This is a genomic window from Modestobacter altitudinis, from assembly GCF_005930475.1.
Classification (GTDB): domain Bacteria; phylum Actinomycetota; class Actinomycetes; order Mycobacteriales; family Geodermatophilaceae; genus Modestobacter; species Modestobacter altitudinis.
This window is the reverse complement of sequence record NZ_SJEW01000083.1, coordinates 1-21,610: the sequence shown is the minus strand read 5'-3', so window position 1 is coordinate 21,610 and position 21,610 is coordinate 1. Positions and strand designations below refer to the sequence as shown.

18 protein-coding genes are annotated in these 21,610 nt (G+C 73.7%); 9 read left to right on the top strand and 9 right to left on the bottom strand.

The features are described from left to right. The 4 genes from FHL79_RS21895 to FHL79_RS21880 all read right to left on the bottom strand — a co-directional run. Positions 1-1,844: serine hydrolase (locus FHL79_RS21895; RefSeq protein ID WP_171058288.1), on the bottom strand; the 1,844-nt coding region annotated here is incomplete at its 3' end. Between the two features lie 68 nt (positions 1,845-1,912). Continuing rightward, positions 1,913-2,521, bottom strand: a complete 609-nt coding sequence (locus FHL79_RS21890) for a Maf family protein (RefSeq protein ID WP_138760674.1) — start codon at positions 2,519-2,521, stop codon at positions 1,913-1,915. Continuing rightward, on the bottom strand, positions 2,518-2,703 hold the full coding sequence (locus FHL79_RS25970) for an acyl-CoA carboxylase subunit epsilon (RefSeq protein WP_246081105.1): 186 nt from the start codon (positions 2,701-2,703) through the stop codon (positions 2,518-2,520). The genes FHL79_RS21890 and FHL79_RS25970 overlap by 4 nt, the downstream gene beginning before the upstream one ends. 137 nt (positions 2,704-2,840) lie before the next feature. Next, positions 2,841-4,469 (bottom strand): acyl-CoA carboxylase subunit beta, encoded by a 1,629-nt coding sequence (locus FHL79_RS21880; protein WP_138760672.1) that lies wholly within the window; start codon positions 4,467-4,469, stop codon positions 2,841-2,843. A 94-nt stretch (positions 4,470-4,563) separates the two neighbouring features. On the opposite strand from FHL79_RS21880, the gene FHL79_RS21875 reads away from it, so the two are divergent. From FHL79_RS21875 to FHL79_RS21855, 5 genes are all read left to right on the top strand, one after another. Next, positions 4,564-5,382 (top strand): biotin--[acetyl-CoA-carboxylase] ligase, encoded by an 819-nt coding sequence (locus FHL79_RS21875; RefSeq protein ID WP_138760671.1) that lies wholly within the window; start codon positions 4,564-4,566, stop codon positions 5,380-5,382. Between the two features lie 166 nt (positions 5,383-5,548). Beyond that, positions 5,549-6,115 carry a PH domain-containing protein gene (locus FHL79_RS21870; RefSeq protein ID WP_138760670.1) on the top strand — a complete coding sequence of 189 codons (567 nt, stop codon included), beginning with the start codon at positions 5,549-5,551 and terminating at the stop codon, positions 6,113-6,115. Positions 6,116-6,306: 191 nt separating this feature from the next. Then, positions 6,307-7,815: an acyltransferase family protein gene (locus FHL79_RS26265; protein ID WP_138760669.1), complete on the top strand. Its 1,509-nt coding sequence runs from the start codon at positions 6,307-6,309 to the stop codon at positions 7,813-7,815. 10 nt (positions 7,816-7,825) lie between these two features. Next, positions 7,826-8,974 carry an exonuclease SbcCD subunit D gene (locus tag FHL79_RS21860; protein ID WP_138760668.1) on the top strand — a complete coding sequence of 383 codons (1,149 nt, stop codon included), beginning with the start codon at positions 7,826-7,828 and terminating at the stop codon, positions 8,972-8,974. Next, positions 8,971-11,931, top strand: a complete 2,961-nt coding sequence (locus FHL79_RS21855; protein ID WP_138760667.1) for an AAA family ATPase — start codon at positions 8,971-8,973, stop codon at positions 11,929-11,931. The genes FHL79_RS21860 and FHL79_RS21855 overlap by 4 nt, the downstream gene beginning before the upstream one ends. A gap of 55 nt (positions 11,932-11,986) precedes the next feature. On the opposite strand, the gene FHL79_RS21850 is transcribed toward FHL79_RS21855, so the two are convergent. Further along, entirely contained in the window at positions 11,987-12,487 is a 501-nt protein-coding gene (locus tag FHL79_RS21850) for a GtrA family protein (protein ID WP_138760666.1), read from the bottom strand. Positions 12,488-12,617: 130 nt separating this feature from the next. Between FHL79_RS21850 and FHL79_RS21845 the strand changes: the two genes are divergently transcribed. Genes FHL79_RS21845 through FHL79_RS21835 form a run of 3 tightly spaced genes read left to right on the top strand, consistent with a single transcriptional unit; the run spans position 12,618 to position 15,541 of the window. After that, positions 12,618-13,823 carry a 5-(carboxyamino)imidazole ribonucleotide synthase gene (locus FHL79_RS21845; protein WP_138760665.1) on the top strand — a complete coding sequence of 402 codons (1,206 nt, stop codon included), beginning with the start codon at positions 12,618-12,620 and terminating at the stop codon, positions 13,821-13,823. An 8-nt stretch (positions 13,824-13,831) separates the two neighbouring features. Beyond that, positions 13,832-14,344: a 5-(carboxyamino)imidazole ribonucleotide mutase gene (gene purE / locus FHL79_RS21840; protein WP_246081103.1), complete on the top strand. Its 513-nt coding sequence runs from the start codon at positions 13,832-13,834 to the stop codon at positions 14,342-14,344. A 42-nt stretch (positions 14,345-14,386) separates the two neighbouring features. Beyond that, a complete protein-coding gene (locus FHL79_RS21835; RefSeq protein ID WP_138760664.1) occupies positions 14,387-15,541 on the top strand; it encodes an acyl-CoA dehydrogenase family protein in 1,155 nt (384 codons plus the stop codon). Positions 15,542-15,887: 346 nt separating this feature from the next. On the opposite strand, the gene FHL79_RS21825 is transcribed toward FHL79_RS21835, so the two are convergent. Both FHL79_RS21825 and FHL79_RS21820 read right to left on the bottom strand, forming a co-directional pair. Then, the gene (locus FHL79_RS21825) at positions 15,888-18,494 is read right to left on the bottom strand and encodes an LGFP repeat-containing protein (RefSeq protein ID WP_138760663.1); all 2,607 of its coding nucleotides are present in this window, start codon (positions 18,492-18,494) and stop codon (positions 15,888-15,890) included. Continuing rightward, entirely contained in the window at positions 18,491-18,964 is a 474-nt protein-coding gene (locus FHL79_RS21820) for a hypothetical protein (RefSeq protein ID WP_138760662.1), read from the bottom strand. The genes FHL79_RS21825 and FHL79_RS21820 overlap by 4 nt, the downstream gene beginning before the upstream one ends. A 331-nt stretch (positions 18,965-19,295) precedes the next feature. Between FHL79_RS21820 and FHL79_RS21815 the strand changes: the two genes are divergently transcribed. Further along, a complete protein-coding gene (locus FHL79_RS21815) occupies positions 19,296-19,976 on the top strand; it encodes an SGNH/GDSL hydrolase family protein (protein ID WP_138760661.1) in 681 nt (226 codons plus the stop codon). Between the two features lie 6 nt (positions 19,977-19,982). Here the strand turns inward: FHL79_RS21815 and FHL79_RS21810 are convergent, their stop codons facing one another. Together FHL79_RS21810 and FHL79_RS21805 are read right to left on the bottom strand one after the other, a co-directional pair. After that, a complete protein-coding gene (locus FHL79_RS21810; protein ID WP_138760660.1) occupies positions 19,983-20,804 on the bottom strand; it encodes a DUF1028 domain-containing protein in 822 nt (273 codons plus the stop codon). Positions 20,805-20,877: 73 nt separating this feature from the next. After that, a partial coding sequence (locus tag FHL79_RS21805) for a CoA transferase subunit B (RefSeq protein WP_439331138.1) occupies positions 20,878-21,610 on the bottom strand: 733 nt, incomplete at its 5' end.

Below are 21,610 nucleotides of genomic sequence, written 5' to 3'. Positions count from 1 at the left end.
GCCGAGGCGGGTGCCGGAGCGCGCGTCGGGGCCGGGGTGGTCGCCCTGGGGGCCGGCGACGTCGCCGTGTCCTCGTCCCGCAGCACGCGGCCCGAAGCGGTGAGGGTCAGGCTGCCGCGCTGGAAGTCGACGCGGGTGCCGCTGGCCACCGGGTGCGGGTCACTGGTCGGGTAGCCGAGCGTGCCCCGCTCGGACCCCTGGGCGCCGTAGGCGGTGAGCAGGGCCCCGCCGAGCCAGTGGGCACCGCTGCCGCGTGTCCAGTAGAGGATGCCGTTCTGGAACCGGGTGGCGGCGCCGCCGCCGACCAGGGCCAGCTCGTCGCTGGTCGGGTAGCCCAGGGGGCCTTGCTCGTGGCCGGTGGCCTCGTAGGCGGCGAGGACCGGGCCGCGGACGGGGTGTGCGCCGCCTCGGGGCGACCAGTACACGGCGCCGCCCCGGAAGCGGCTCACCGCCCCGCCGGGCAGTCGGGTCTCCTCGCTGGTCGGGTAGCCCAGCCAGCCCCGCTCGTACCCCGTGGCGCCGTAGGCACCGAGGATGGCGCCGCCGACCGCGTGGGCGCCGGTGGACGGCGACCAGTAGACGAAGCCGCCCTGGAACCGGTTGAGCGCCCCGCCGACCAGCGCGAGCTGGTCGCTGGTCGGGTAGCCCAGCACGCCCCACTCCCAGTTGTAGCTGCCGTACCGGGCCAGGATCTCTCCGCCGACCGCGCGGGCGCCTGTGCCCGGTGACCAGTAGACGGAGCCGCCCTGGAACCGGCTGAGCGCACCACCGGCCAGCGGGATCTCGTCGCTGACCGGGTAGCGCAGCACGCCGCGCTCGTAGCCGTGGGCGCCGTACGTCCGGAGGATGTCCCCGGCGACCCAGTGCGGGCCGGTGGACGGCGTCCAGTAGATGAAGCCGCCCTGGAATCGGCTCACCGCGCCGCCGGGCAGGCCGAGCTCGTCGCTGGTCGGGTAGCCCAGCAGACTCCGGGTGCCGCCCATCCGGAACCAGAGCTCGCCGATGTCCCCCTGCACGCGTGGGATGAGCCCCTCGGGGAACATGGACCGCACCGCCCCGCTGATCGACGCCTCGAGGTGCGCCGTCCCGCGGGTGGAGGGCTCGCGGGTGAGCACGACGACGACGTAGCGGCTGTCCGGGCCGACCAGGCCGGTGGAGTGCCGGTAGGCGTTGCCGTTGACGCAGCACATCCAGCCCTGCTTCTGGGCGATCACGTGCTCGAGCGGCAACCCGTCGTGCAGCCCGAAGAACTGCCGGCCACCGTCGCCCTGCTCGGTCGACTGCCGGAGCTGGTCGACCATCCAGTTGCGCGAGCCGGCGGACAGACCGCCCGAGCCGTCCATCAGCCGCTGGTAGAAGACCACCATGTCGCGCGCGGTGATCAGCGTGTTGCCCCAGTAGCGGGCGTTGCTGGTCAGGCCGGTCTCGCGCAAGCCGTACCGGCCGATGACGTCGCTGACGATCGCGTTGGCGCCGTAACTGCTCCAGAACCGGTTGGCCGCGGCGTCGTAGGACTCGCGGAGCATCCGCGACATGTCGGCCAGCTGGGCCGCGGAGAGCCGGATCTGCCCGAGGTCGCGCCGGTGGAGCAGGTTCTCGGCGATGAAGAGCTTCATCACCGAGGCGGACTCGATGCGGGTGTGGGCGGCGGCGCCGTTGTCGCGGTACTTGCCGGTGCCCCGGTCGAACATCGCGATCGCGACGGTGGTCCCCGCACCGGCGGCGTAGCCGTTGCCGGCGGAGACCCGGTCCTGCCACGCGTCTGCCCGGGCGACCGACGCCGGCCCGAGGACCAGCACCAGGCCGGTGAGCAGGCACACCAGTGCCCGTACGCGACGCCTCACAAGAACAACCCCCCGTGGTCGGGGCCGACGCTCACACGGGGGTCAGGGCGGGTCAAGCCAGGGTGTGGTCAGTGGGGCCAGAGGTCGACCAGTGACGTACCGAGCCTCGCCAGCTGGGTGCGCAGCAGGGGCAGGGACAGGCCGATGACCGCCGACGGGTCGCCCTCGATGCGGCGGACGAACGGTGCCCCGAGGCCGTCGAGGGTGAACGCGCCGGCCACGGCCAGCGGCTCGCCGCTGCCCAGGTAGGCCTCGAGCTCCGCCGTGGTGGGGGAGTCGAAGTGGACGACGGTGGAGGCGACGCCGACGTCCCGCTGGGTCACCGCGCCGTCCCGGACGTCGAAGACCGCCTGGCCGGTGTGCAGCACACCGCTGCGGCCGCGCATCCGCTCCCAGCGCAGCCGGGCCTCGGCGACATCGGCAGGCTTGCCCATCGCCTGGCCGCGGAACTCCAGCAGCGAGTCCGCCGCCACGACGAGGGCGTCGGTCTCCCGGGCGGCGACCGCGGTCGCCTTGGCGGCGGCGAGCAGGGCGACCAGTTCGGCGACCCGGGGTGCCTGCACGGAGCCCTCGTCGAACCCGCTGACGACGACGTCCGGGTCCAGCCCGGCCCGGCGCATCAGCTGCAGCCGGGCCGGGGACTGCGAGGCCAGCACCAGCCGGCGGACGTCGCTCATGCAAACCGCCCTGCGGCGCGCCAGCCACCGGGACCGGGCTGCAGCGGGGTGCGGACGACGTCCCCCCGCGAGGCCCAGGCGCCGACCGGGGTCGGCCGACGGCGGGGGCGGCGCCGGGACATCGCGGCGACGACGACGGTCAGGGCGGCGAGCTCCTCGGCGGTGGGTTCGCCCCTGACCACGCGCAGGAGAGGGAGGACCAGCTCGTCGTCCTGTCGTGAGGAGTGGGGCCCGGATGGTCCCGCGACCGAGCGACCAAGCGGCTCAGCGGTGGCCGAGGGTGGCTCCTGGCCGCGGTGCGGTCCGGAGGATCGCAATGTCATAAGGGGATGTTCCCGTGCTTCTTGGGGGGCAGCGTCTGTCGCTTGTTGGCCAGCAGCCGCAGTGCCCGGACGATCTGCACCCGGGTGTGGGAGGGCGGGATGACCGCGTCGACGTAGCCACGGTCGGCGGCGACGTAGGGGTTGGCGAGGGTGTCCTCGTACTCGCCGATGAGCTCCGCCCGCAGCGCCTCGGGGTCCTCGGCGGCGGCCAGTTCCTTGCGGTAGAGGATGCCGACCGCACCCTGGGCGCCGATGACGGCGATCTGCGCGGTGGGCCAGGCCAGGTTCACGTCGGCGCCCAGGTGCTTGGAGCCCATCACGTCGTAGGCGCCGCCGTAGGCCTTGCGGGTGATGACGGTGATCAGCGGGACGGTGGCCTCGGCGTAGGCGTAGATCAGCTTCGCGCCGCGGCGGATGATGCCGTCCCACTCCTGCGACGTCCCGGGCAGGAAGCCGGGGACGTCGACGAAGGTGAGCACCGGGATGTTGAAGGCGTCGCAGGTGCGCACGAAGCGGGCGGCCTTCTCACTGGCGTCGATGTCCAGGGTGCCCGCGAACTGGGTGGGCTGGTTGGCCACGACGCCGACCGGCCTGCCTTCGACCCGGCCGAAGCCGATGAGGATGTTGGGCCCGAACAGCGCCTGCACCTCGAGGAACTCACCGTCGTCGAGGACGTGGGTGATCACGGTGTGCATGTCGTAGGGGGTGTTGGCCGAGTCCGGGATGAAGGTGTCGAGCTCGCGGTCGTCCTCGGTCACCGCCTCGGGCAGCGCGATGTCGACGGGTGCGACCTCGATCGTGGGCAGCGGGTCCAGGTTGTTGCTGGGCAGGTAGGACAGCAGCGCCTTGACGTAGTCCAGGGCGTCGGCCTCGTCGGTGGCCAGGTGGTGCGCGACCCCGGACCTGGTGTTGTGGGTGCGCGCCCCGCCGAGCTCTTCGAGGGTGACGTCCTCACCGGTGACGGTCTTGACCACGTCGGGGCCGGTGATGAACATCTGGCTGGTCTTGTCGACCATGACGATGAAGTCGGTGAGGGCGGGGGAGTAGACGTGCCCGCCGGCCGCGGCCCCCATGACCAGGGAGATCTGCGGGATGACCCCGGAGGCGTGCACGTTGCGCCGGAAGATCTCCGCGTACAGGCCGAGGGAGACCACGCCCTCCTGGATCCGGGCGCCACCGCCCTCGTTGATGCCGATGATCGGGCAGCCGGTGCGCATCGCCAGGTCGAGCACCTTGACGATCTTCTCGCCGTACACCTCACCGAGGCTGCCGCCGAAGACCGTCACGTCCTGGGAGAACACGCAGACCGGGCGGCCATCGACCGTGCCGTGGCCGGTGACCACGCCGTCGCCGAAGGGGCGCCGGTCCTCCATGCCGAAGTTGGTGGAGCGGTGCCGGGCGAACTCGTCGAGCTCGGTGAACGAGCCCGGGTCCAGCAGCGCCTCGATCCGCTCCCGGGCGGTCATCTTCCCGGCCGCGTGCTGCTTCTCGACCGCACGCTCCGAGCCGGCGTGCGTGGCCTCCTGCACCCGCCGCTCGAAGTCGGCCAGCTTCCCGGCGGTGGTGTGCAGGTCGAGATCGGCGGGGACGTGTTCGCCCGCGCTCTCCAGTTCGGCGGCACTCACAGCGTCATGCCTCGCTCCGCTCGGGGGTTCGTTCCGCTCCTCGCTCGCTGGCGCTCGCTGCGATGCTCGCTCACGGGCCGTTAGCGTAGGTGACGTGTCCGACCCCCACCTCCCCGCACCGGATCGGCCTTCCCTGGACGCCGCCGTCCTCCCTGCGTCGGTCACCACCGGCAGCGCCCTGTGGCGGGCCGTGGAGGTGGTCGAGGCCATCGATTCCACGAACGCGGAACTGGTCGCCCGCGCGGCGGCCGACGAGCCGGAGGGGCTGGTGCTCGTCGCGGAACACCAGCAGGCCGGGCGGGGCCGGCTGGACCGCACCTGGACCTCCCCGCCGCGAGCCGGGCTGACCGTCTCGCTGCTGCTGCGCCCCGACGTGCCCGCCGCCCGCCGCGCCTGGCTCTCGCTGCTGACCGGGGTGGCGCTGGCCGAGGCGGTGTCGGAGGTGACCGGCGTCCGGACCTCGCTCAAGTGGCCCAACGACTTGCTGGCCCCGGACGGCGCGAAGCTGGCCGGGATCCTGGCGGAGACCGCCGGCACCGCCGTCGTGGTGGGGGTGGGGCTGAACGTCTCGACCCGTCGGAACGAGCTCCCGGACACCGGGACGTCGCTGGCGCTGGTGGCCGGCGGGCCGGTCGACCGGACGAGCGTGCTGCTGGTCTTCCTCGGTTCGTTCGAGCGCCGGTACTCCCGGTGGGTGCAGGTCCTCGGCGACCCGGTCTCCTCGGGGCTGGCGCAGGACTACCTCGCCTGGTGCAGCACCGTCGGGGTCACCGTCACCGTGACGATGCCCGACGGCTCGACCCTCGAGGGCGTCGCGGAGGCCGTCGACTGGGACGGGCGGCTCGTCGTCCGCACCAGCGCGGGGGTCGTGGAGCTGGCCTCGGGCGACGTCCGGCACGTCCGGCGGGGATGAGCGCGCTGCCTTGATGCCGCGCGCTCCGGGAGGACGTCATCCCAGTGGTGTCGAGGCAGCTCCTCCGTCCGGTCGCGAGCTGTGACCATGTACGGATCTGATCTCAGTGCCACGACTCGTCGTGCCCGGTCGTGATTCCGCGGGGCCGGTGGGTCATCCTGTCCGGGTGGCCTATCCGGACAAGGTGCTCGGGGAAGACGAAGAGGTCGTCCGGCACCTGCACCCGCACTGGCTGGCCGTCCTCTGGCCGACCGTGCTGTTCCTCGTCCTGGTCGGCGCGGCGTCCTTCGGTGCCGCGCTGGTGCCCGACAGTGGCCAGCAAGGGCTCTGGAGGCTCGTGGTCGTCGGCGCCGCCGTCGTCCTCGCGCTGTTCGTCGTCGCCGCCCCGCTGCTGCGTTGGCGGACGACGCACTACGTCATCACCACCCATCGGCTCCTGTTCCGCACCGGCGTCCTCGCCCGGCACGGCCGAGACATCGGGCTCTCCCGGATCACCGACGTCTCCTACCGGCAGAGCCTGTGGGACCGGATCGTCAACTCCGGCACGGTGACGATCGAGACCGCGGGCGAGGGCGGCCCCACCGTCTTCTCCGCCATCCCGGACAGCGACCGGGTGCAGCAGCTGCTGAACCAGCTGGTCGAGGAGGACGCCGACCGGCGGGCCCAGGAGAGCGCGGCGTACCTCGGGGAGTACCACCCCCGGGACGGTCAGCGCTCCACCGAGCAGTTCTGAGCAGGCGGTCCGGCGCCGTCCGGCCGTGCTGCTGGGGCGCCTGCGACAGCTGTGAACACCTTGTCAGGACCTGACGACGGTCGAGCCAAGATGTTGGAGCGTCGCGACTCGAGACTGGCCGAGTCCTGCCGTTAGCGTCGACGACGGAGGCCATTGGACCGGTCCTTCACGCCAGCACCCCGGGGGATCCGTTGACCAGTCACCTGCGCTCAGGCCGGGCAGACTCGGCCGTCGGGATCCCGCGCGGGGAGATCCGGGCGCTGACCGGGCTGCGCGCCATCGCGGCCGCGTGGGTCGTGCTGCTCCACTTCCAGCGTCTGCTGAGCCCCTACCTCGACCAGGCGCCGCTGCTGCGTTCGGTGATCAGTGCCGGCTGGCTGGGCGTCGACCTCTTCTTCGCCCTCAGCGGGTTCGTCATCGGACTGGCCTACCTCGAGCAGGTCGGGCGCTCACCCCGTCCGGCCACGATCGGCCGGTTCGTGCTCGCGCGCTTCGCCCGTGTCTGGCCGGCCTGGGCCGTCGTCACGGTGCTCATGGGCGCGTGGGTGTGGGTCGTGCGCAAGGGCGGCTGGAACGCCGACGTGCTGGTCCCGCACCCCGACGCGGACGTGGCCCAGATGCTCCGGCAGCTCTCGATGACCCACATGTGGGGCCAGGACGGCTTCTTCGGTGTGAGCTACGTGCTCCCCGGGTGGTCGATCAGCGCCGAGTGGCTCGCCTACATCTGCTTCCCCCTGCTGGCGGTCTGCCTGCGCCCCCTGCTCCACCTCCCGGCACCGCTGGTCCTCGTGCTGTCCTGCGCGGCGAGCACCCCGCTGGTGATCACCGCCTTCGAGGAGGGGGTGCCCGACCTCGCGCAGAACTGGATGACCCGGATCGCCTGCGGGTTCGTTGCCGGTCTGCTCGCCGCCATCGCGGCGAAGCGGATCCGCCGAACCGAGCGCACCGAGTCCCTGGCCCTGGCCGGCTCGGTCCTGACTGTCGTGCTCATGGTCTGCGTCTTCCTGTGGAACAGCTGGCGCCGCGGTGGCGACCTCGGCCAGGACTACAGCGGCGTCGTCGTCTGCCTGATCCCCCTGCTCATCGTCTCCCTGTCCTTCACCGACCGCGGGCTGGCCTCGCTGCTCGGCCGGCGGACGCTGGTCTACGGCGGGCGCATCTCCTACTGCATCTACCTCACGCACTTCGTCGTCCTCGACGTCGTCACGACCATCGTCTGGCAGGACCCGGCGGACGCCTGGGTGCCGACGCCGGGCTTCATGCTCGCCGTCCCGGCGATGACCCTGGCCCCGTTCCTGCTCGCCCCGCTGCTGCACCACCTGGTGGAGGAGCCGGCCCGGGCTCGGATCATGGCGCTGGTGCCGAAGCGCCGCTCGGCGCCGCGGTCGGTGCCGGTCGTGTCCGCGGCTCCCGAGCCACCGGCGGTCGACGACGTCCCCGCGCTGGCAGTGCACCGGCTCCCGGTGTCGGTCGACCGGCTGCCTGCCGCGCCGGTGACGGCCGGCGGGCCCCGGTCCGGGGCCGCCGCGGCCGCCCGGGTCCGGGAGCCCCGCACCCAGTGGCTCAGTGCGGTGTCCACGGGCGAGCGGGTGGCGGTGCCCCGTCCGCGCGTGACCCACCCGGTGCCGGTGCCTCCGGCGACGGCGGACCGAGCACGTCCGGGACGACACGAGTCGGAAAGCGTCAGCACCTCGGCATAGCGTTCTGCGCATGCGGTTGCTGCACACCTCCGACTGGCACATCGGCCGGTCCCTGCACGGCTCCGACCTGCTCGCCGAGCAGGAGGAGGTGCTCGGTCGGCTGGCGGAGGTGGTGGTCGCGGAGTCCGTCGACGTCGTGGTCGTCGCCGGCGACGTCTACGACCGGGCGGTGCCCTCGGCCGATGCCACGGCGGTGCTCGACCGGGTCCTGATGCGGTTGCGCAGCGCCGGGGCGGTCGTCGTCCTCACCCCCGGCAACCACGACTCGGCCCGGCGGCTCGCCTTCGGGGCCGGCCTGATGGCCCGGTCCGGCGTGCACGTCCGGGCGGTCACCCCGGCGCTCGACGAGCCGGTCCTGCTCTCCGACGAGCACGGCGACGTCGCCGTCTACGGGCTGCCCTACCTGGAGCCGGAGATAGCCCGGCACGAGCTCGGGCTGGCTGACGGGCGCAGCCACGAGGCCGTGCTGGCCGCCGCGATGGACCGGGTCCGCGCCGACCTCTTCCTGCGGCCCGGTGTCCGGTCGGTGGTGCTCGCGCACGCCTTCGTCGGCGGCGGGGTGCCCAGTGACAGCGAGCGGGACATCTGCGTCGGCGGGGTGGACCTCGTGCCGGCCGCGGTGTTCGACGGCGTCGACTACGTCGCGCTGGGCCACCTGCACCGGCCGCAGACCCTCAGCGACCGGGTCCGGTACAGCGGCTCGCCGCTCGCCTACTCCTTCGGCGAGGCCGGGCAGGTCAAGCAGGCCTGGCTGGTCGACCTGGACGGCGCCGGTCTGGCCGGGGTCCGCCCCGTGCCCCTGCCCACCCCGCGGCAGCTGACCGTGCTCCGCGGCGAGCTGGCCGACCTGCTCGCCGACCCCGCGCTCGCCGCGGTCGAGGACGACTTCATCTCCGCCCGGCTGACCGACCCGGTGCGGCCGGTCGACCCGATGCGCCAGCTGCAGGTCCGGTTCCCGCACTGCGTGCACCTGGAGTGGACCGGGTCCGGTGCGCCGGCCGACGGGCGCAGCTACACCGAGCGGCTCACCGGTCGCAGCGACCTCGAGGTCGCCGGCGAGTTCGTGCTGCACGTCCGCGGGCTCGCCGCCACGCCGGGGGAGTCCGACCTGCTCGGGCGGGCCCTGGCCGCGGCGGCACGAGAGGACGTGCGGTTGTGAGGGTCCACCGGCTGGCCCTGACCGCCTTCGGCCCCTTCGCCGACAAGGTGGCGGTCGACCTCGACGACCTCGGGCGGGACGGGCTCTTCCTGCTGTGGGGGCCGACCGGCGCCGGCAAGACGACGCTGCTCGACGGCATCGTCTACGCGCTGTACGGCACGGTCCCCGGTGCGCGCGGCGAGGAGAAGCGGCTGCGCAGCGACCACGCCGCCGACGACGTGCGCACCGAGGTCGAGTGCGAGGTGACGCTGGGCGGTGAACGGCTGCTGGTCGTCCGCCGCCCCGAACAGCAGCGCCCCAAACGGCGCGGCACCGGCTGGACGACCGAGCAGGCCAAGCTGACCGTGCAGCGCTGGACCCCCGAGGGCTGGGAGCCGGTGAGCACGCGCATCGACGAGGGCTCCGAGCACCTGCGCAGCCGGCTGGGGCTGTCCGCCGAGCAGTTCTGCCAGGTCGTGCTGCTGCCGCAGGGCGACTTCGCGCGCTTCCTGCGGGCCGAGCCCGAGGACCGCGGCCGGCTGCTGCGCACCCTGTTCGACGTCGGTCGGTTCGCGCAGGTGGAGAGCTGGCTGGACGACCGACGCCGGACCGCCCGCAGCGAGCTCGACGAGGCCCGGCTGTCGGCGAGCACGCTGCTGGCCCGGGTCGCCCAGGTCGCCGACGTCGAGGTGCCCGAGGAGCTCGCCCCCGAGCTCGTCGGCGCGGCCTCAGCCGCGCACGCCGGCGCGTGGGTGCGTAGGGTGCGGGCCGAGGTGTCCGACCGGCTGACCGAGCGGGAGGCCGCCGCCGCGGCCGCCGCCGCCGAGGTCACCCGGGTCGACGCGGCCCTGGCCGCAGCCCGGGCCGCGGAACAGCGGCACGCCCGACGCGACCGGGCACGCGCCGACCTGGCCCGGCTACAGGCAGAGGCCGACGAGCTCGTGCCGCTGCGCGCGGCCCTCGACGCCGCCGGCCGGGCGGACCCGGTGCGCGACGTGCTGGAGGCGGCCGGGCACGCCGCGCTCGCCGCCGAGGCCGCCGAGGAGGGGCTGGCCGCGGTCCGCCGGAACTGGATCGCGGTGGCCGGCGGCCGGACGGCGGACACGCTGCTGTCCCGCGGCCTGCGCGACGAGGTCGCCGCCCTGCGCACCGTGCTGCCCGACGTCGACCGCGCGGCGGCGCTCGCCACGTCGGTCGCCCGCACCTCCCAGCAGGTGGACGTGCTGACCGCGCAGTGCGCAGGCGATGACGCCGCGGCTGCCGGCTGGCCGGCCCGGCTGGCCCAGCAGGAGGCGGTGGTCGAGGCGGCAGCCGGGGCCGACGCCCGCCTCGCCGGGGTGAGCGCGACGCTGGAGCGCACCCGGTCAGCGCTGACCGCCGCCCTCGCCGCCGAACAGCTCGCCGTCGAGGCCGAGCGCCGGCGAGCCGCCAGCAGGGCGGCCCGGGAGGTGTGGCTCGACGCCCGCGAGACCTGGACCGACCTGCGCGGCCACCGGCTGGCGGGAATGGCCGCCGAGCTCGCCGCCGGGCTGGCCGACGGCGACGACTGCCCGGTCTGCGGTGCGGTGGAGCACCCGCGGCTGGCCCACGCCGACGGCCCGGTCGTCACCCAGGCCGACGAGGAGCAGGCGCGGGCGGTCGTGGAGGACCGGGAGGAACGGTTCCTCGCGGCCCAGCGCGCTGAGGAGGCCACCGAGCGGGAGCTGGCCGCGCTGCGCGCGCAGGCCGGCCCCGAGCCGCTGGCCGAGCTGGAGCGGGCTCGTGCCGAGGCGGTCGCCGCCGAGACGTCGGTGCGGGAGCTGGCCGGCACGCTGCAGCCGGCGCGGCGGGAACTCGCGGCGCTGCTCGCCGCACGAGACGAGGCCACCGTCGCGCGGGCGGCCAACCGCGAGCAGCTGGCCCAGCGGCGCGCCGAACTGCGCGCCGCGCAGGAGGCGCTGGCCGAGGCCCGCGAGCGGGTGGCGGCCGCCCAGGGGGAGGACCCCGACCTGGCGGCCCGGATCCGCCGGCTGACCGTCGAGGCCGACCGCTGCGAGGCACTCGTCGAGGCGGAGGCGACCGAGCTCCGGGCCCGCACGGCCGCGGACGCCGCGCGCGGGCACGCCGAGGAGCGGGTGACCGAGGCCGGCTTCCCCGACCTGCTGGCCGCCGCCGACGCCCTGCTCGACCCGGCGCGTGCAGCGAGGATGCGGGACCGGGTGACCGAGCACGACCAGCAGTGGTCGGTCGTCACGGCCGCCCTCGCCGAACCGGAGCTCGCCGACCTCGCGCCCCGGCCGGACCTCCCGACGATGACCGAGTCCCTCCGGTCGGCGACCGCGGTGCGCGAGGACGCGGTGTCGGCGCTCGCCGAGGTCCGGCGCTGCACCGCGGCGCTGGACGGGCTGTCCGCCGACCTCACCGCCGTGGAGGTCGAGCTCGACGAGCGGCGCACCGTCGCCGAGCAGGTCTCCGCACTGGCCGACCTGGTGAACGGCCGCGGCGCCAACACGCTGCGGATGCGGCTGCAGTCCTTCGTCCTCGCCGCCCGGCTGGAACAGGTCGCCGAGGTGGCCAGCCGGCGGCTGCGTGACATGTCCGGCGGGCGCTACACCTTCCTGCACAGCGACGCCCAGGGGCGGCACGGCGCCCGCGGTGGTCTGGGCCTGGACGTCCTCGATGAGTACACCGGCGCCCGTCGGCCGACCAAGACCCTCTCCGGCGGGGAGAGCTTCATGGCCTCCCTCGCGCTGGCGCTGGGGCTGGCCGACGTGGTCACCGCGGAGAGCGGCGGCGTGCAGATCGACACCCTGTTCGTCGACGAGGGCTTCGGCACGCTGGACCCGCAGTCGCTGGACGCGGTGATGACCGTCCTGGACGAACTGCGCCGCGGCGGCCGGACCGTCGGGGTGATCAGCCACGTCGAGGAGCTCCGGACCAGGATCACCAGCCGCCTCGAGGTGCTCAGCGGCCGGCACGGGTCACGGCTGGCGGGCTGATGCCCCGCCCCGGCTGAGCAGTTCCTGGTGCGGGGCCGGTCCGGCGCCGGGTCGGTCAGGCGACGATCCGGGCGTCGCTGTCCTGGACCGGGACGGCGCCCTCGGTCGTCACCGTCCGCGCGGGGAACACCCACTGCTTGTAGGAGAAGTACCGCAGCGCCGAGCACAGCACGATCGACACCACGTTCGCGATCTGCAGCACCAGCGCGCTGTCCTGCCCGAGCGGGTAGCGGACCACCGCGACCACGGCCAGCCCCAGCAGCAGCGTCGTCCCGTTGATCAGCGCGAACAGGGAGTACTCGCGCCGTACCCCGGTCCGGGCGCGGTGCGAGAAGGACCAGTGCCGGTGGGCGAAGAAGGCCGCCGTCATCGAGACCAGGGTCGTCACCAGCTTGGCTGTCACGGCGCCCACGGACAGGTGCGCGTAGAGCAGCTGGAACAGCCCGATGTCCAGCACGAAGCAGGCGGCACCGACGACTCCGAAGGCGCTCAGCTCCTTCAGCACGACGCGGAACCGGGAGTGCACCCGGCGGACGGGGTCCAGGACTGAGGGCACCCGCTGATGGTAAGGAGCCCACGGCGGTTCGGCCGCGCCACCGCGGCCGACAGCGCCGGCCGCAGCCACGGCCACGGACCACGCGCGGGACGGGAGCGGGGGCCGGGAAGCCCTCACTAGGCTGCCCACCATGAACGCGCCGCTCCAGCCGACGACCGGACTGCCCGTCGTCGCGATGGTCGGCGGCGGACAGCTCTCCCGGATGACCCACCAGGCGGCGATCGCGCTGGGGCAGTCGCTGCGGGTGCTGGCCGGTGACCCCGCGGAGTCCGCGGCCCTGGTCGCCGCCGACGTCCAGCTCGGCGACCACCGCGAGCTCGCCGACCTGCGCCGCCTCGCCGAGGGCGCCACGGTGGTCACCTTCGACCACGAGCACGTGCCCACCGAGCACCTGCGCGCGCTCGAGGCCGCCGGTCACCGGGTCGCCCCCGGCCCGGCCGCCCTGGTCCACGCGCAGGACAAGCTGGTGCTGCGCCGGGCGCTGGCTGAGGCGGGAGAGCCCCAGCCGGCCTGGGCGGAGGTGCGCACCGTCCACCAGGTCGCCGCCTTCGCCGACGAGGTCGGGTGGCCGGTGGTGCTCAAGACCCCGCGGGGCGGCTACGACGGCAAGGGCGTGTTCGTCATCGACGGCCCCGACGAGGCGGCCGACCTCCTCGAGCAGCACGGTCCGCTGCTGGCCGAGGAGCGGGTCGCCATGGTGCGCGAGCTCGCCGCGCAGGTGGCCCGGTCGCCGTTCGGGCAGGTCGCCGTCTGGCCGGTGGTGGAGACCATCCAGCGCGACGGGGTGTGCAACGAGGTCCTCGCGCCGGCCCCCGGCCTGGCCGACGAGCTCGCGACCGCCGCCCAGGAGCTGGCCGTCCGGATCGCCGACCGGCTCGGTGTGGTCGGCATGCTGGCGGTCGAGCTGTTCCAGACGGCCGAGGGCATCGTCGTCAACGAGTTGGCCATGCGGCCGCACAACTCCGGGCACTGGACCATCGAGGGGGCCCGGACCAGCCAGTTCGAGCAGCACCTCCGCGCCGTCCTGGACTACCCGCTGGGCTCCACGGCGATGACCGCCCCGGTCGTCGTCATGGCCAACGTGCTCGGCGGGGCCACGGCCGACACCGGCTGGACGGGCCCGTCGCTCGACGAGCGGGTGCACCACCTGATGGCGCACTGGCCCGACGTGAAGCTGCACTGGTACGGCAAGGGCCAGCGGCGGGGCCGCAAGCTCGGCCACGTCACCGCACTGGGCTCGGACCTGACCGAGGTGCGAGCCCGCGCGGTCGCCGCAGCCCGGTACCTCGCCGACGGCGTCGTGGACCCCGCGTTCGCCTTCGACGACGAGCACTGAGGAGTTCCGTGAGCGACCCGATCATCGGCATCGTCATGGGCAGCGACTCGGACTGGCCGATGATGGAGCCCGCTGCGCAGGCACTGCGGGAGTTCGACGTCCCGTTCGAGGCGCACGTCGTCTCCGCGCACCGGACGCCGCGGCGGATGCTCGACTACGCCGAGACCGCCGCCGACCGGGGCCTGCGGGTGATCGTCGCCGGCGCCGGGGGAGCAGCACACCTGCCCGGCATGGTCGCGGCGGCCACCCCGCTGCCGGTGATCGGCGTCCCCCGGCCGCTGGACCGGCTCGACGGCCTGGACAGCCTGCTGTCCATCGTGCAGATGCCGGCCGGGGTACCGGTGGCCACCGTCTCCATCGGCGGAGGGCGCAACGCCGGGCTGCTGGCGGTGCGCATCCTGGCCGCCGGCGACGACCGGCTGCGCGCCGCGGTCACCCGCTTCCAAGCCGACCTGGCCGACTCGGTGCTCGCCCGCGACGCCGCGCTGCAGGCCCGCGTCGATCCCCCGCCGGGAGGGTGAGGCGGCTTCCCCGCCATCGCCTCGTCGGATTAGCATCTACCCGTGGGTAACAACGCCGGGCTGTATGCGCTGACCGAGGAGCACGACGCTGTCCGGGAGGCGGTCCGCGAGATCGCCGAGCGGGAGATCGCCCCCTACGCCGCGGAGGTGGACGCCGACTCGCGCTATCCGGTCGAGGCGCAGAAGGCGCTCACGGCCGCGGGTTTCCACGCCACGCACATCCCCGAGTCCTACGGCGGCGAGGGCGCCGACGCGATCGCCACCTGCATCGTCATCGAGGAGGTGGCCCGGGTCGACGTCAGCGCCTCGCTGATCCCCGCGGTCAACAAGCTCGGCTCGGTGCCGGTCATCCTCTCGGCGTCGGAGGACCTCAAGCAGCGGGTGCTGCCCTCGATCGCCGCCGGCGACGCGATGATCAGCTACGGGCTCTCCGAGCGGGAGGCGGGCTCGGACGCTGCGTCGATGCGCACCCGGGCCCGGCGCGAGGGTGACAGCTGGGTGCTCAACGGCACCAAGGCGTGGATCACCAACGCCAGCGTCTCCGAGTGGTTCACCGTCATGGCGGTGACCGACCCGGAGAAGGGCGCCAACGGCATCTCCGCCTTCGTCGTCCACCGCGACGACCCGGGCTTCGCCGTCGGCCCCAAGGAGAAGAAGATGGGCATCAAGGGCTCGCCCACCTGCGAGCTCTACTTCACCGACTGCACCATCCCGGCCGACCGGGTCGTCGGTGAGCCCGGCACCGGCTTCAAGACCGCACTGCGCACGCTGGACTTCACCCGGCCGACCATCGGTGCCCAGGCCGTCGGCGTGGCGCAGGGAGCGCTGGACGCCGCCATCGCCTACACCAAGGACCGTCGCCAGTTCGGCTCGGCGGTCTCGGACTTCCAGGGCGTGCAGTTCATGCTCGCCGACATGGCGATGAAGATCGAGGCGGCCCGCCACCTGGTCTACGTCGCCGCCGCGCGCGGGGAGACCGGCGGCCCCGACCTGACCATGGTGTCGGCCTCGGCCAAGGCGTTCGCCTCCGACGTCGCCATGCAGGTCACCACCGACGCCGTCCAGCTGTTCGGCGGGGCCGGCTACACCCAGGACTTCCCGGTCGAGCGGATGATGCGCGACGCCAAGATCACCCAGATCTACGAGGGCACCAACCAGGTGCAGCGCATGGTGATCGCACGGAGCCTGCTGAAGTAGGTCGGCGCGAGGGCCCGCGCCTCGACCATCTCGAGATCGAAGCGCACGCCGTCGCGGAGTTCATCGAGCGGGCCGAGGACGGCAGCACCTCGCGGATCTGCATGGGCGTCGACGGGACCGTGATCGCTGCCGACGGCAGCCGGTCGTACGGTGCCCGATGGCGGGCCGCCGCTGGTAAACGTGTCGGTCGACGCGCTCGAGGACCGCTCGGTCGACGATGATGCGGTAGCGGCCACCGACGTCGCTGATCCCCGTCACGATGTCGCCCCCGCCGGCGAACTCGGGCAGGGACGACAGCGGGGCCCGGTCCGACCGGACCGGGCCCCGCTGCCGTGCGCGCCACCGGTCAGCGGCGGGTGACTGCGCCCGTGGACCGGTTCTGCACCAGCGTGCCGCGCTGGAACTGCTGGGTGGTCTCCTTCGCGGTGGTCACCGGGTCCGCCATCGGGTAGCCCAACGTCCCGCGCTCCCAGCCACCAGCGCCCCAGGTGGAGAGGATCTTGCCGGAGACGGCATGGGCGCCGGTCGTTCGCGTCCAGTACATCGAGCCGCGCTGGAACTGCTGGTAGCAGCCGCCCTCGACGAGACCGCACACTTGGTTGGCGACGGGGTACCCCAGCGCCCCCTGGACCGCTCCCGCGCTGGTCCACACCCCGCCGATGGCGCCGGTGACGACCCGGGCTCCCGAGGACGGGGACCAGTAGATGGCGCCGTTCTCGAACTGCTGCGAGCAGCCACCGTCGGTCAGCCCGCAGACCTCGTCACCGGTCGGGTAGCCCAACGCCCCGCGCTCCCAGGACATCGCCGCCCAGGTGGTGAGGATCGACCCCCAGACGGTGTGCGGGCCCTTGCTGGTGTCGGAGGAGTAGACAGAGCCGCCCTCGAACGTCTGGAAGCAGCCGTCGTCGACCAGCCCGCAGGTGGTGCTGCGGGTCGGGTAGCCCAGCGGTCCGTTCTCCCACCGCAGCGCCGACCACTTGTCCCACACGTTTCCGGCGACGAAGGCAGCGGCGCTGGACGCCGAGGAGTAGACGCCGCCGCTCTGGAAGGTCTGGTAGCAACCGCCCCGGACCAGCGTGCAAGCCCGGTCGTTCGTCGGGTAGCCGAGCGCACCGGTCTGCCGGCCCGCGGCAACCCACCGATCGCGGAAAGAACCGGTCACCGGGTGCGCCCCGAGAGCAGGAGTCCAGGTGATCGCGCCGTGTTGGAAGTCCTGCGAGCAACCACCGTCCGCCCGGCAGGCGGTGTCGGTGGTCGGGTAGCCCAGCGGGCCGGTCTCCCACCTGCTGGCGGCCCAGCGGTCCAACACGGCTCCGGTCACGGTGTGCGCACCCGTGGCCGTCGTCGAGTAGATCGACCCGTGCTGGAATGACTGGGAGCAGCCGCTGTTGACCAGGTCGCAGGTGGTGTTGTTGGTCGGGTACCCCAGCGGCCCCTGTTGCGCCTTGGTCGCCGTCCACTTGGTCAGGACGGCGCCGCTGACGACGTGGCCCCCGGTGCTGGCAGACCAGTAGACCGAGCCCTTCTGGAAGGTCTGCGAGCAACCGCTGTCGGCGAGCCCGCACGTGGTGTCACTGGTCGGGTAACCCAGGCGCCCGGTCTCCCACTTGGCGGCGGCCCACGTGCCGTAGACGGGGTCGTCCACGATTCGCGCGGCGGTCGCCGGCGACCAGTAGACGCGGGCCCCCTGGAAGACCTGGAAGCAGCCGCCGCCGGTCAGGCCACAGGTCTCGTCCGAGCTCGGGTAGCCCAGCGGCCCCTTCTCGTAGTCCTGTGCTGCCCACTTGGCGCCGATGGCGCCACCGACCGCGTGCGTGCCGGCGCTGGGGGACCAGTAGATCGAGGCGCCCTGGAAGGACTGGAAACAGCCGCCGCCGGTCAGGCCGCACCACTCCTCGCCGGTGGGGTAGCCGAGCGCGCCGCCCTCCCCGCCCGAGGCGCCCCAGCGGCCGAAGATGGCGCCGCGGACGATCTGCGCGCCGGTCGCCGGGGACCAAGAGATGCTGGCCTTCTGGTAGCTCTGAAAGCATCCGCCCGCGGCCAGGCCGCACTTCACCCCGGACGTCGCGGCGCCCAGCACGGTGCTCACGCCGGGCGCCGAGGCCCGGGTCAGGATGGCCTCGCCGCCCGGCGACTGGGTGGAGCCGAACCAGTCGGTGAAGTAGAGGTAGAAGTTCCGGTTGCCGTAGGTGGAGCAGCTGTTCCCGGTGCCGTACCCGGCGGCCAGCGCCGCCGCGTTCGGCCGGTAGGGCGTGTAGCTGTACAGCCCAGCGGTCGCCTTGTTGGCGATGTACACCTGGGAGGTCCCGCACCGGGCGTTGCCGACGTTGTCGTACGTCTTCGTCGCCGGGGCGTAGGAGATGGTGTTCTCCCGTCCGGCCCGGTACGAGCCGGCCGCACCGGCCGCGTAGCGCTGGAACTGGCGGGCGGCGAAGTAGAGTTGGCTGACGATGCCGGAGAAGGCGGGGTCGCAGGCGGCCGTGTCCGGGCAGCCGAACCCGGTCGCGTGCGTGTAGGCGTACGGGGTCGGGTTCTTCGTGGTGATGAGCCCCTGCTCCTTCTGTAGCAGCACCAGCAGGACCCGGGGGTTGATGCCGCAGGAGGCGCCGACCTTGGCGATGATCGTGGCGGCGGTCTCCGCCGTCCCCCGCCGGTAGCCGGCGCAGTAGGCGTCCGCAGGCTGGTCGGCGGTGTCCTGGCGGTAGTTCTTCAGGCACGGCATCTGGCCGTTGGTGCAGGACGCGCCCTTGGCGGTCAGGAAGGCCTGCACCGCGGCCGCGTCCATGGACAGGCCGTCGAAGAAGACGCTGTCGGAGATGATGTTGCCCGCGTCGAAGAGGGTCGCGTCGGCTGCCTGCGCGCGGGAGACCGGGCTGTCGACAGCAGCGGGGACGAGCAGCGCCGCCGTCAGCACGGTCATGACCGTCGCCAGCCGGATCAGGGCACGGATCACGGGACGACGACCTGGGCCCGTTCCGACTGCCCGTGCGAGGTGGCGGAGTCGTAGCCGAGCACGGCGGCCCACGTCCCGGGGGACAGCTGCGCCCGGCCGATCCGCGCGCTGCTGCACGAGGTCGCGCTCGGCTCCCGGTTGGCCGGCACGCTGGCGGTGACGGACGTGCCGCCCTGGGTCAGGGTGAGCGTGCAAGTGCCACCGGACTCGGCCACGTCGGCGACGTAGCCGTCGACCTCGACCGCTTGGGTGGCGGCGTCCCACCCGCTGTAGGTGATCTGCACGGCGACGTCGGACCCGGGGTCCGGCGTCAGCGGCGGGTCGGTCGCCACGGAGGTGGGGGGTTTGGTGGCCACCGGGGCCCCGGTCGAGACGACCTCGGCGCTCGAGGTGCCCGGCGCACCCGTCACAGGGGCGGTCGTCGTCGCCGGGGCAGCCGTCCCGGACGCGGCGGCCGGAGTCTGCTCCACGCCTCCGTCGCCGCACGCGGAGAGCCCGACGGCTGCTGTGGCCACGGCGACGGCCACGAGCCCTCGACGGGAGTGGGAGAACGCTGACGCCTCGGAGACTGGTGCTGGGGGTGCCACCCCAGCATCCTGCGGGTCTTCGGCGCCGGGCCGGTGCAGGACACGACCGGCGGGCCGGCCACCCGATCTCGGCAGTCCCGGCAGTCACCGGCACCCCAACCGGCCCACTTCCTGTGCGAGCCCCTGCGCAGACGGTCGCTGTGAGTCCGGGGTGTGGGGCGCCGCACCCCGTCCGTTGCCGAGGTGACGGAGGGCCCCCACGGATACTCGTGCGGTGCGCCGGCTTCTCCTCGTCCTCCTCCTGGGGACGCTCCTCACCTCAGCCGGGTGCAGCAGCCCTTCGTCCGGCACCGCCATCGGGTCGGTTCCCGCGACGTCGGGCGCGACGACGCCGGCGCCCACGGCGGAACCGACCGTGGTCTTCCTCGGCGACTCTTACACGGTGGGGGTCGGCGGCACCGGCTACGTCGCGCAGACGGCGGCGGAACTCGGCTGGGTGGCGTACGCGCAGGGGGAGTCCGGCACCGGGTACGCCGACCCCAGCACCGTGCCGGGGCAGACGGTCTTCGGCGACCGGCTCGCCGGTGTGGTGGCGGCCGACCCGGACGTCGTGGTGGTGCAGGGCAGCACCAACGACGTCGGCGAGCGACCCGAGCTCGTCCAGGCCGCGGCGGCGTCGCTGTACGCGGCCCTGCACGTCGGGCTGCCGACCGCCCGGGTGGTCGTCCTCGGGCCGCTGTCCCCGCCGGACGTCCCCGCCGGGGCAGTCCTCGCCCTGCGGAACGCGTTGGCGGCGGCGGCGAGCACGGCGGGGCTGCCGTTCATCGACCCGGTGGCGGGCAGCTGGCTGTCCCCGCCCGACGGGCTGTTCGCCGACGGCATCCACCCGAACGACGCGGGCTACGCGCAGCTGTCCGACGACCTCGCGAGGGCCCTGCACCGGCTCGGGTACTGACCGGGCTCAGTCGAGCAGCTGGGAGACCGCCGACAGCCGCGAGTCCCCGGCCATCGAGGCCAGCCACGTCGACCAGCCCGGCCGGGTGCGCACCGCCTCCAGGGCGCTGCGCGCCGCCGCCCGGTCGCCCCGGCGGGACGCGGCCAGCGCCGCGTACAGGTCGCGGGCGCCCTCGGGGGCAAAGACGGCCAGCGTCTCGTAGTCGCGCTCGTCGTAGGCGCGCTGCAGGTTGCGCAGCATCCGCAGCTGCGCCACCGGGTCGCCGGAGTCGTCGACCCGCAGGTCCACCCGGACGCCGTCGTCGTCGGCGGTGGCCGGTCGGCCGGTGACCACCTGCAGCGCGGCGGACTGCCGGCCGCGCAGGTCACCCCCGGCGTCCTGCCCGGCGGTCAGCGCCGCGAGCAGCCGGTCGGCGAGCGAGGCGCCCGCCGCGGCGTAGGCGGCCGACATGGCCGGCAGCACGTCGGGGGAGGCGAGCATGTTGCCCTGCACGCTGAAGCCCTCACCGAGCAGGTGCCCGCTGGCCGGCAGCGACCCGCGGCCGGTGTCGGCGGCGACCTGCCCGGTGGCGTCGAGCACGGCGATCTGCCGGTCGACGTCCTCCGCGGCGTGCGAGGCGTGCCGCACCAGCTCCTGCGGCGAGCGGCCCTCGGCCAGCCCGGCCAGCAACGAGTTCCCCAGCCCGCGCCGGCTGCGTGCCTGGACGGCGATGACGCCAACCCCAGGACGTACGGTCGGCACCGCCCGGCCGACCGCCAGGATGCAGGAGGAGACGGCGATGCCCAGGTCGCCGGTGGCGGCGTCCCGGGCGATGACCGAGAACGTCACGGGAGCGGCTCGCTGGCGCTCGCCGGTCCCGTGCCTTCCCGTGCTGTGCCGATGGGTGACCTCGCGAGCTCGGTCACCGAGCCGCCGGCAGCACCATGGTGGGCACCTCGCCGTCGACCTGCAGGTGCGCGCCGGTGGCGGCGACCACCTCCTCCACGGTGCTGCCCGGGGCGACCTCCCGCAGCACCAGGCCGGTGTCGGTGACGTCGATGACGGCCAGGTCGGTGATGACCCGGTCGACGCAGGCCTTGCCGGTCAGCGGGAGGGTGCACTCCTCGACGATCTTCGGTGACCCGTCCCGGGCGACGTGCTCCATCATCAGGATGACCCGCTTGGCGCCCTGGACGAGGTCCATCGCGCCGCCCATCCCGTTGACCATCTTGCCGGGGATGAGCCAGTTGGCCAGGTCGCCACGGGGGTTGACCTGCATGGCGCCGAGGATGGCGAGGTCCAGTGCGCCGCCGCGGATCATGCCGAAGGACGTCGAGGAGTCGAAGAAGCTCGCGCCCGGCAGGATCGTGACGGTCTCCTTGCCGGCGTTGATCAGGTCGGCGTCCTCCTCGCCCTCGACCGGGTAGGGGCCGACGCCGAGGATGCCGTTCTCGCTGTGCAGCACCACGTGCACGCCCTCGGGCACGTAGTTCGGCACCAGCGTCGGCATCCCGATGCCGAGGTTGACGTACTGGCCGTCCTCCAGCTCCTGCGCGGCGCGAGCGGCGAGCTCGTTGCGGGTGAGCGGCATGGTCAGGCCTCCGTCGTCTCGGTGCCGGCCGCCGCGGGGGTGGTGGACGTGCTCGGGCGGGGGC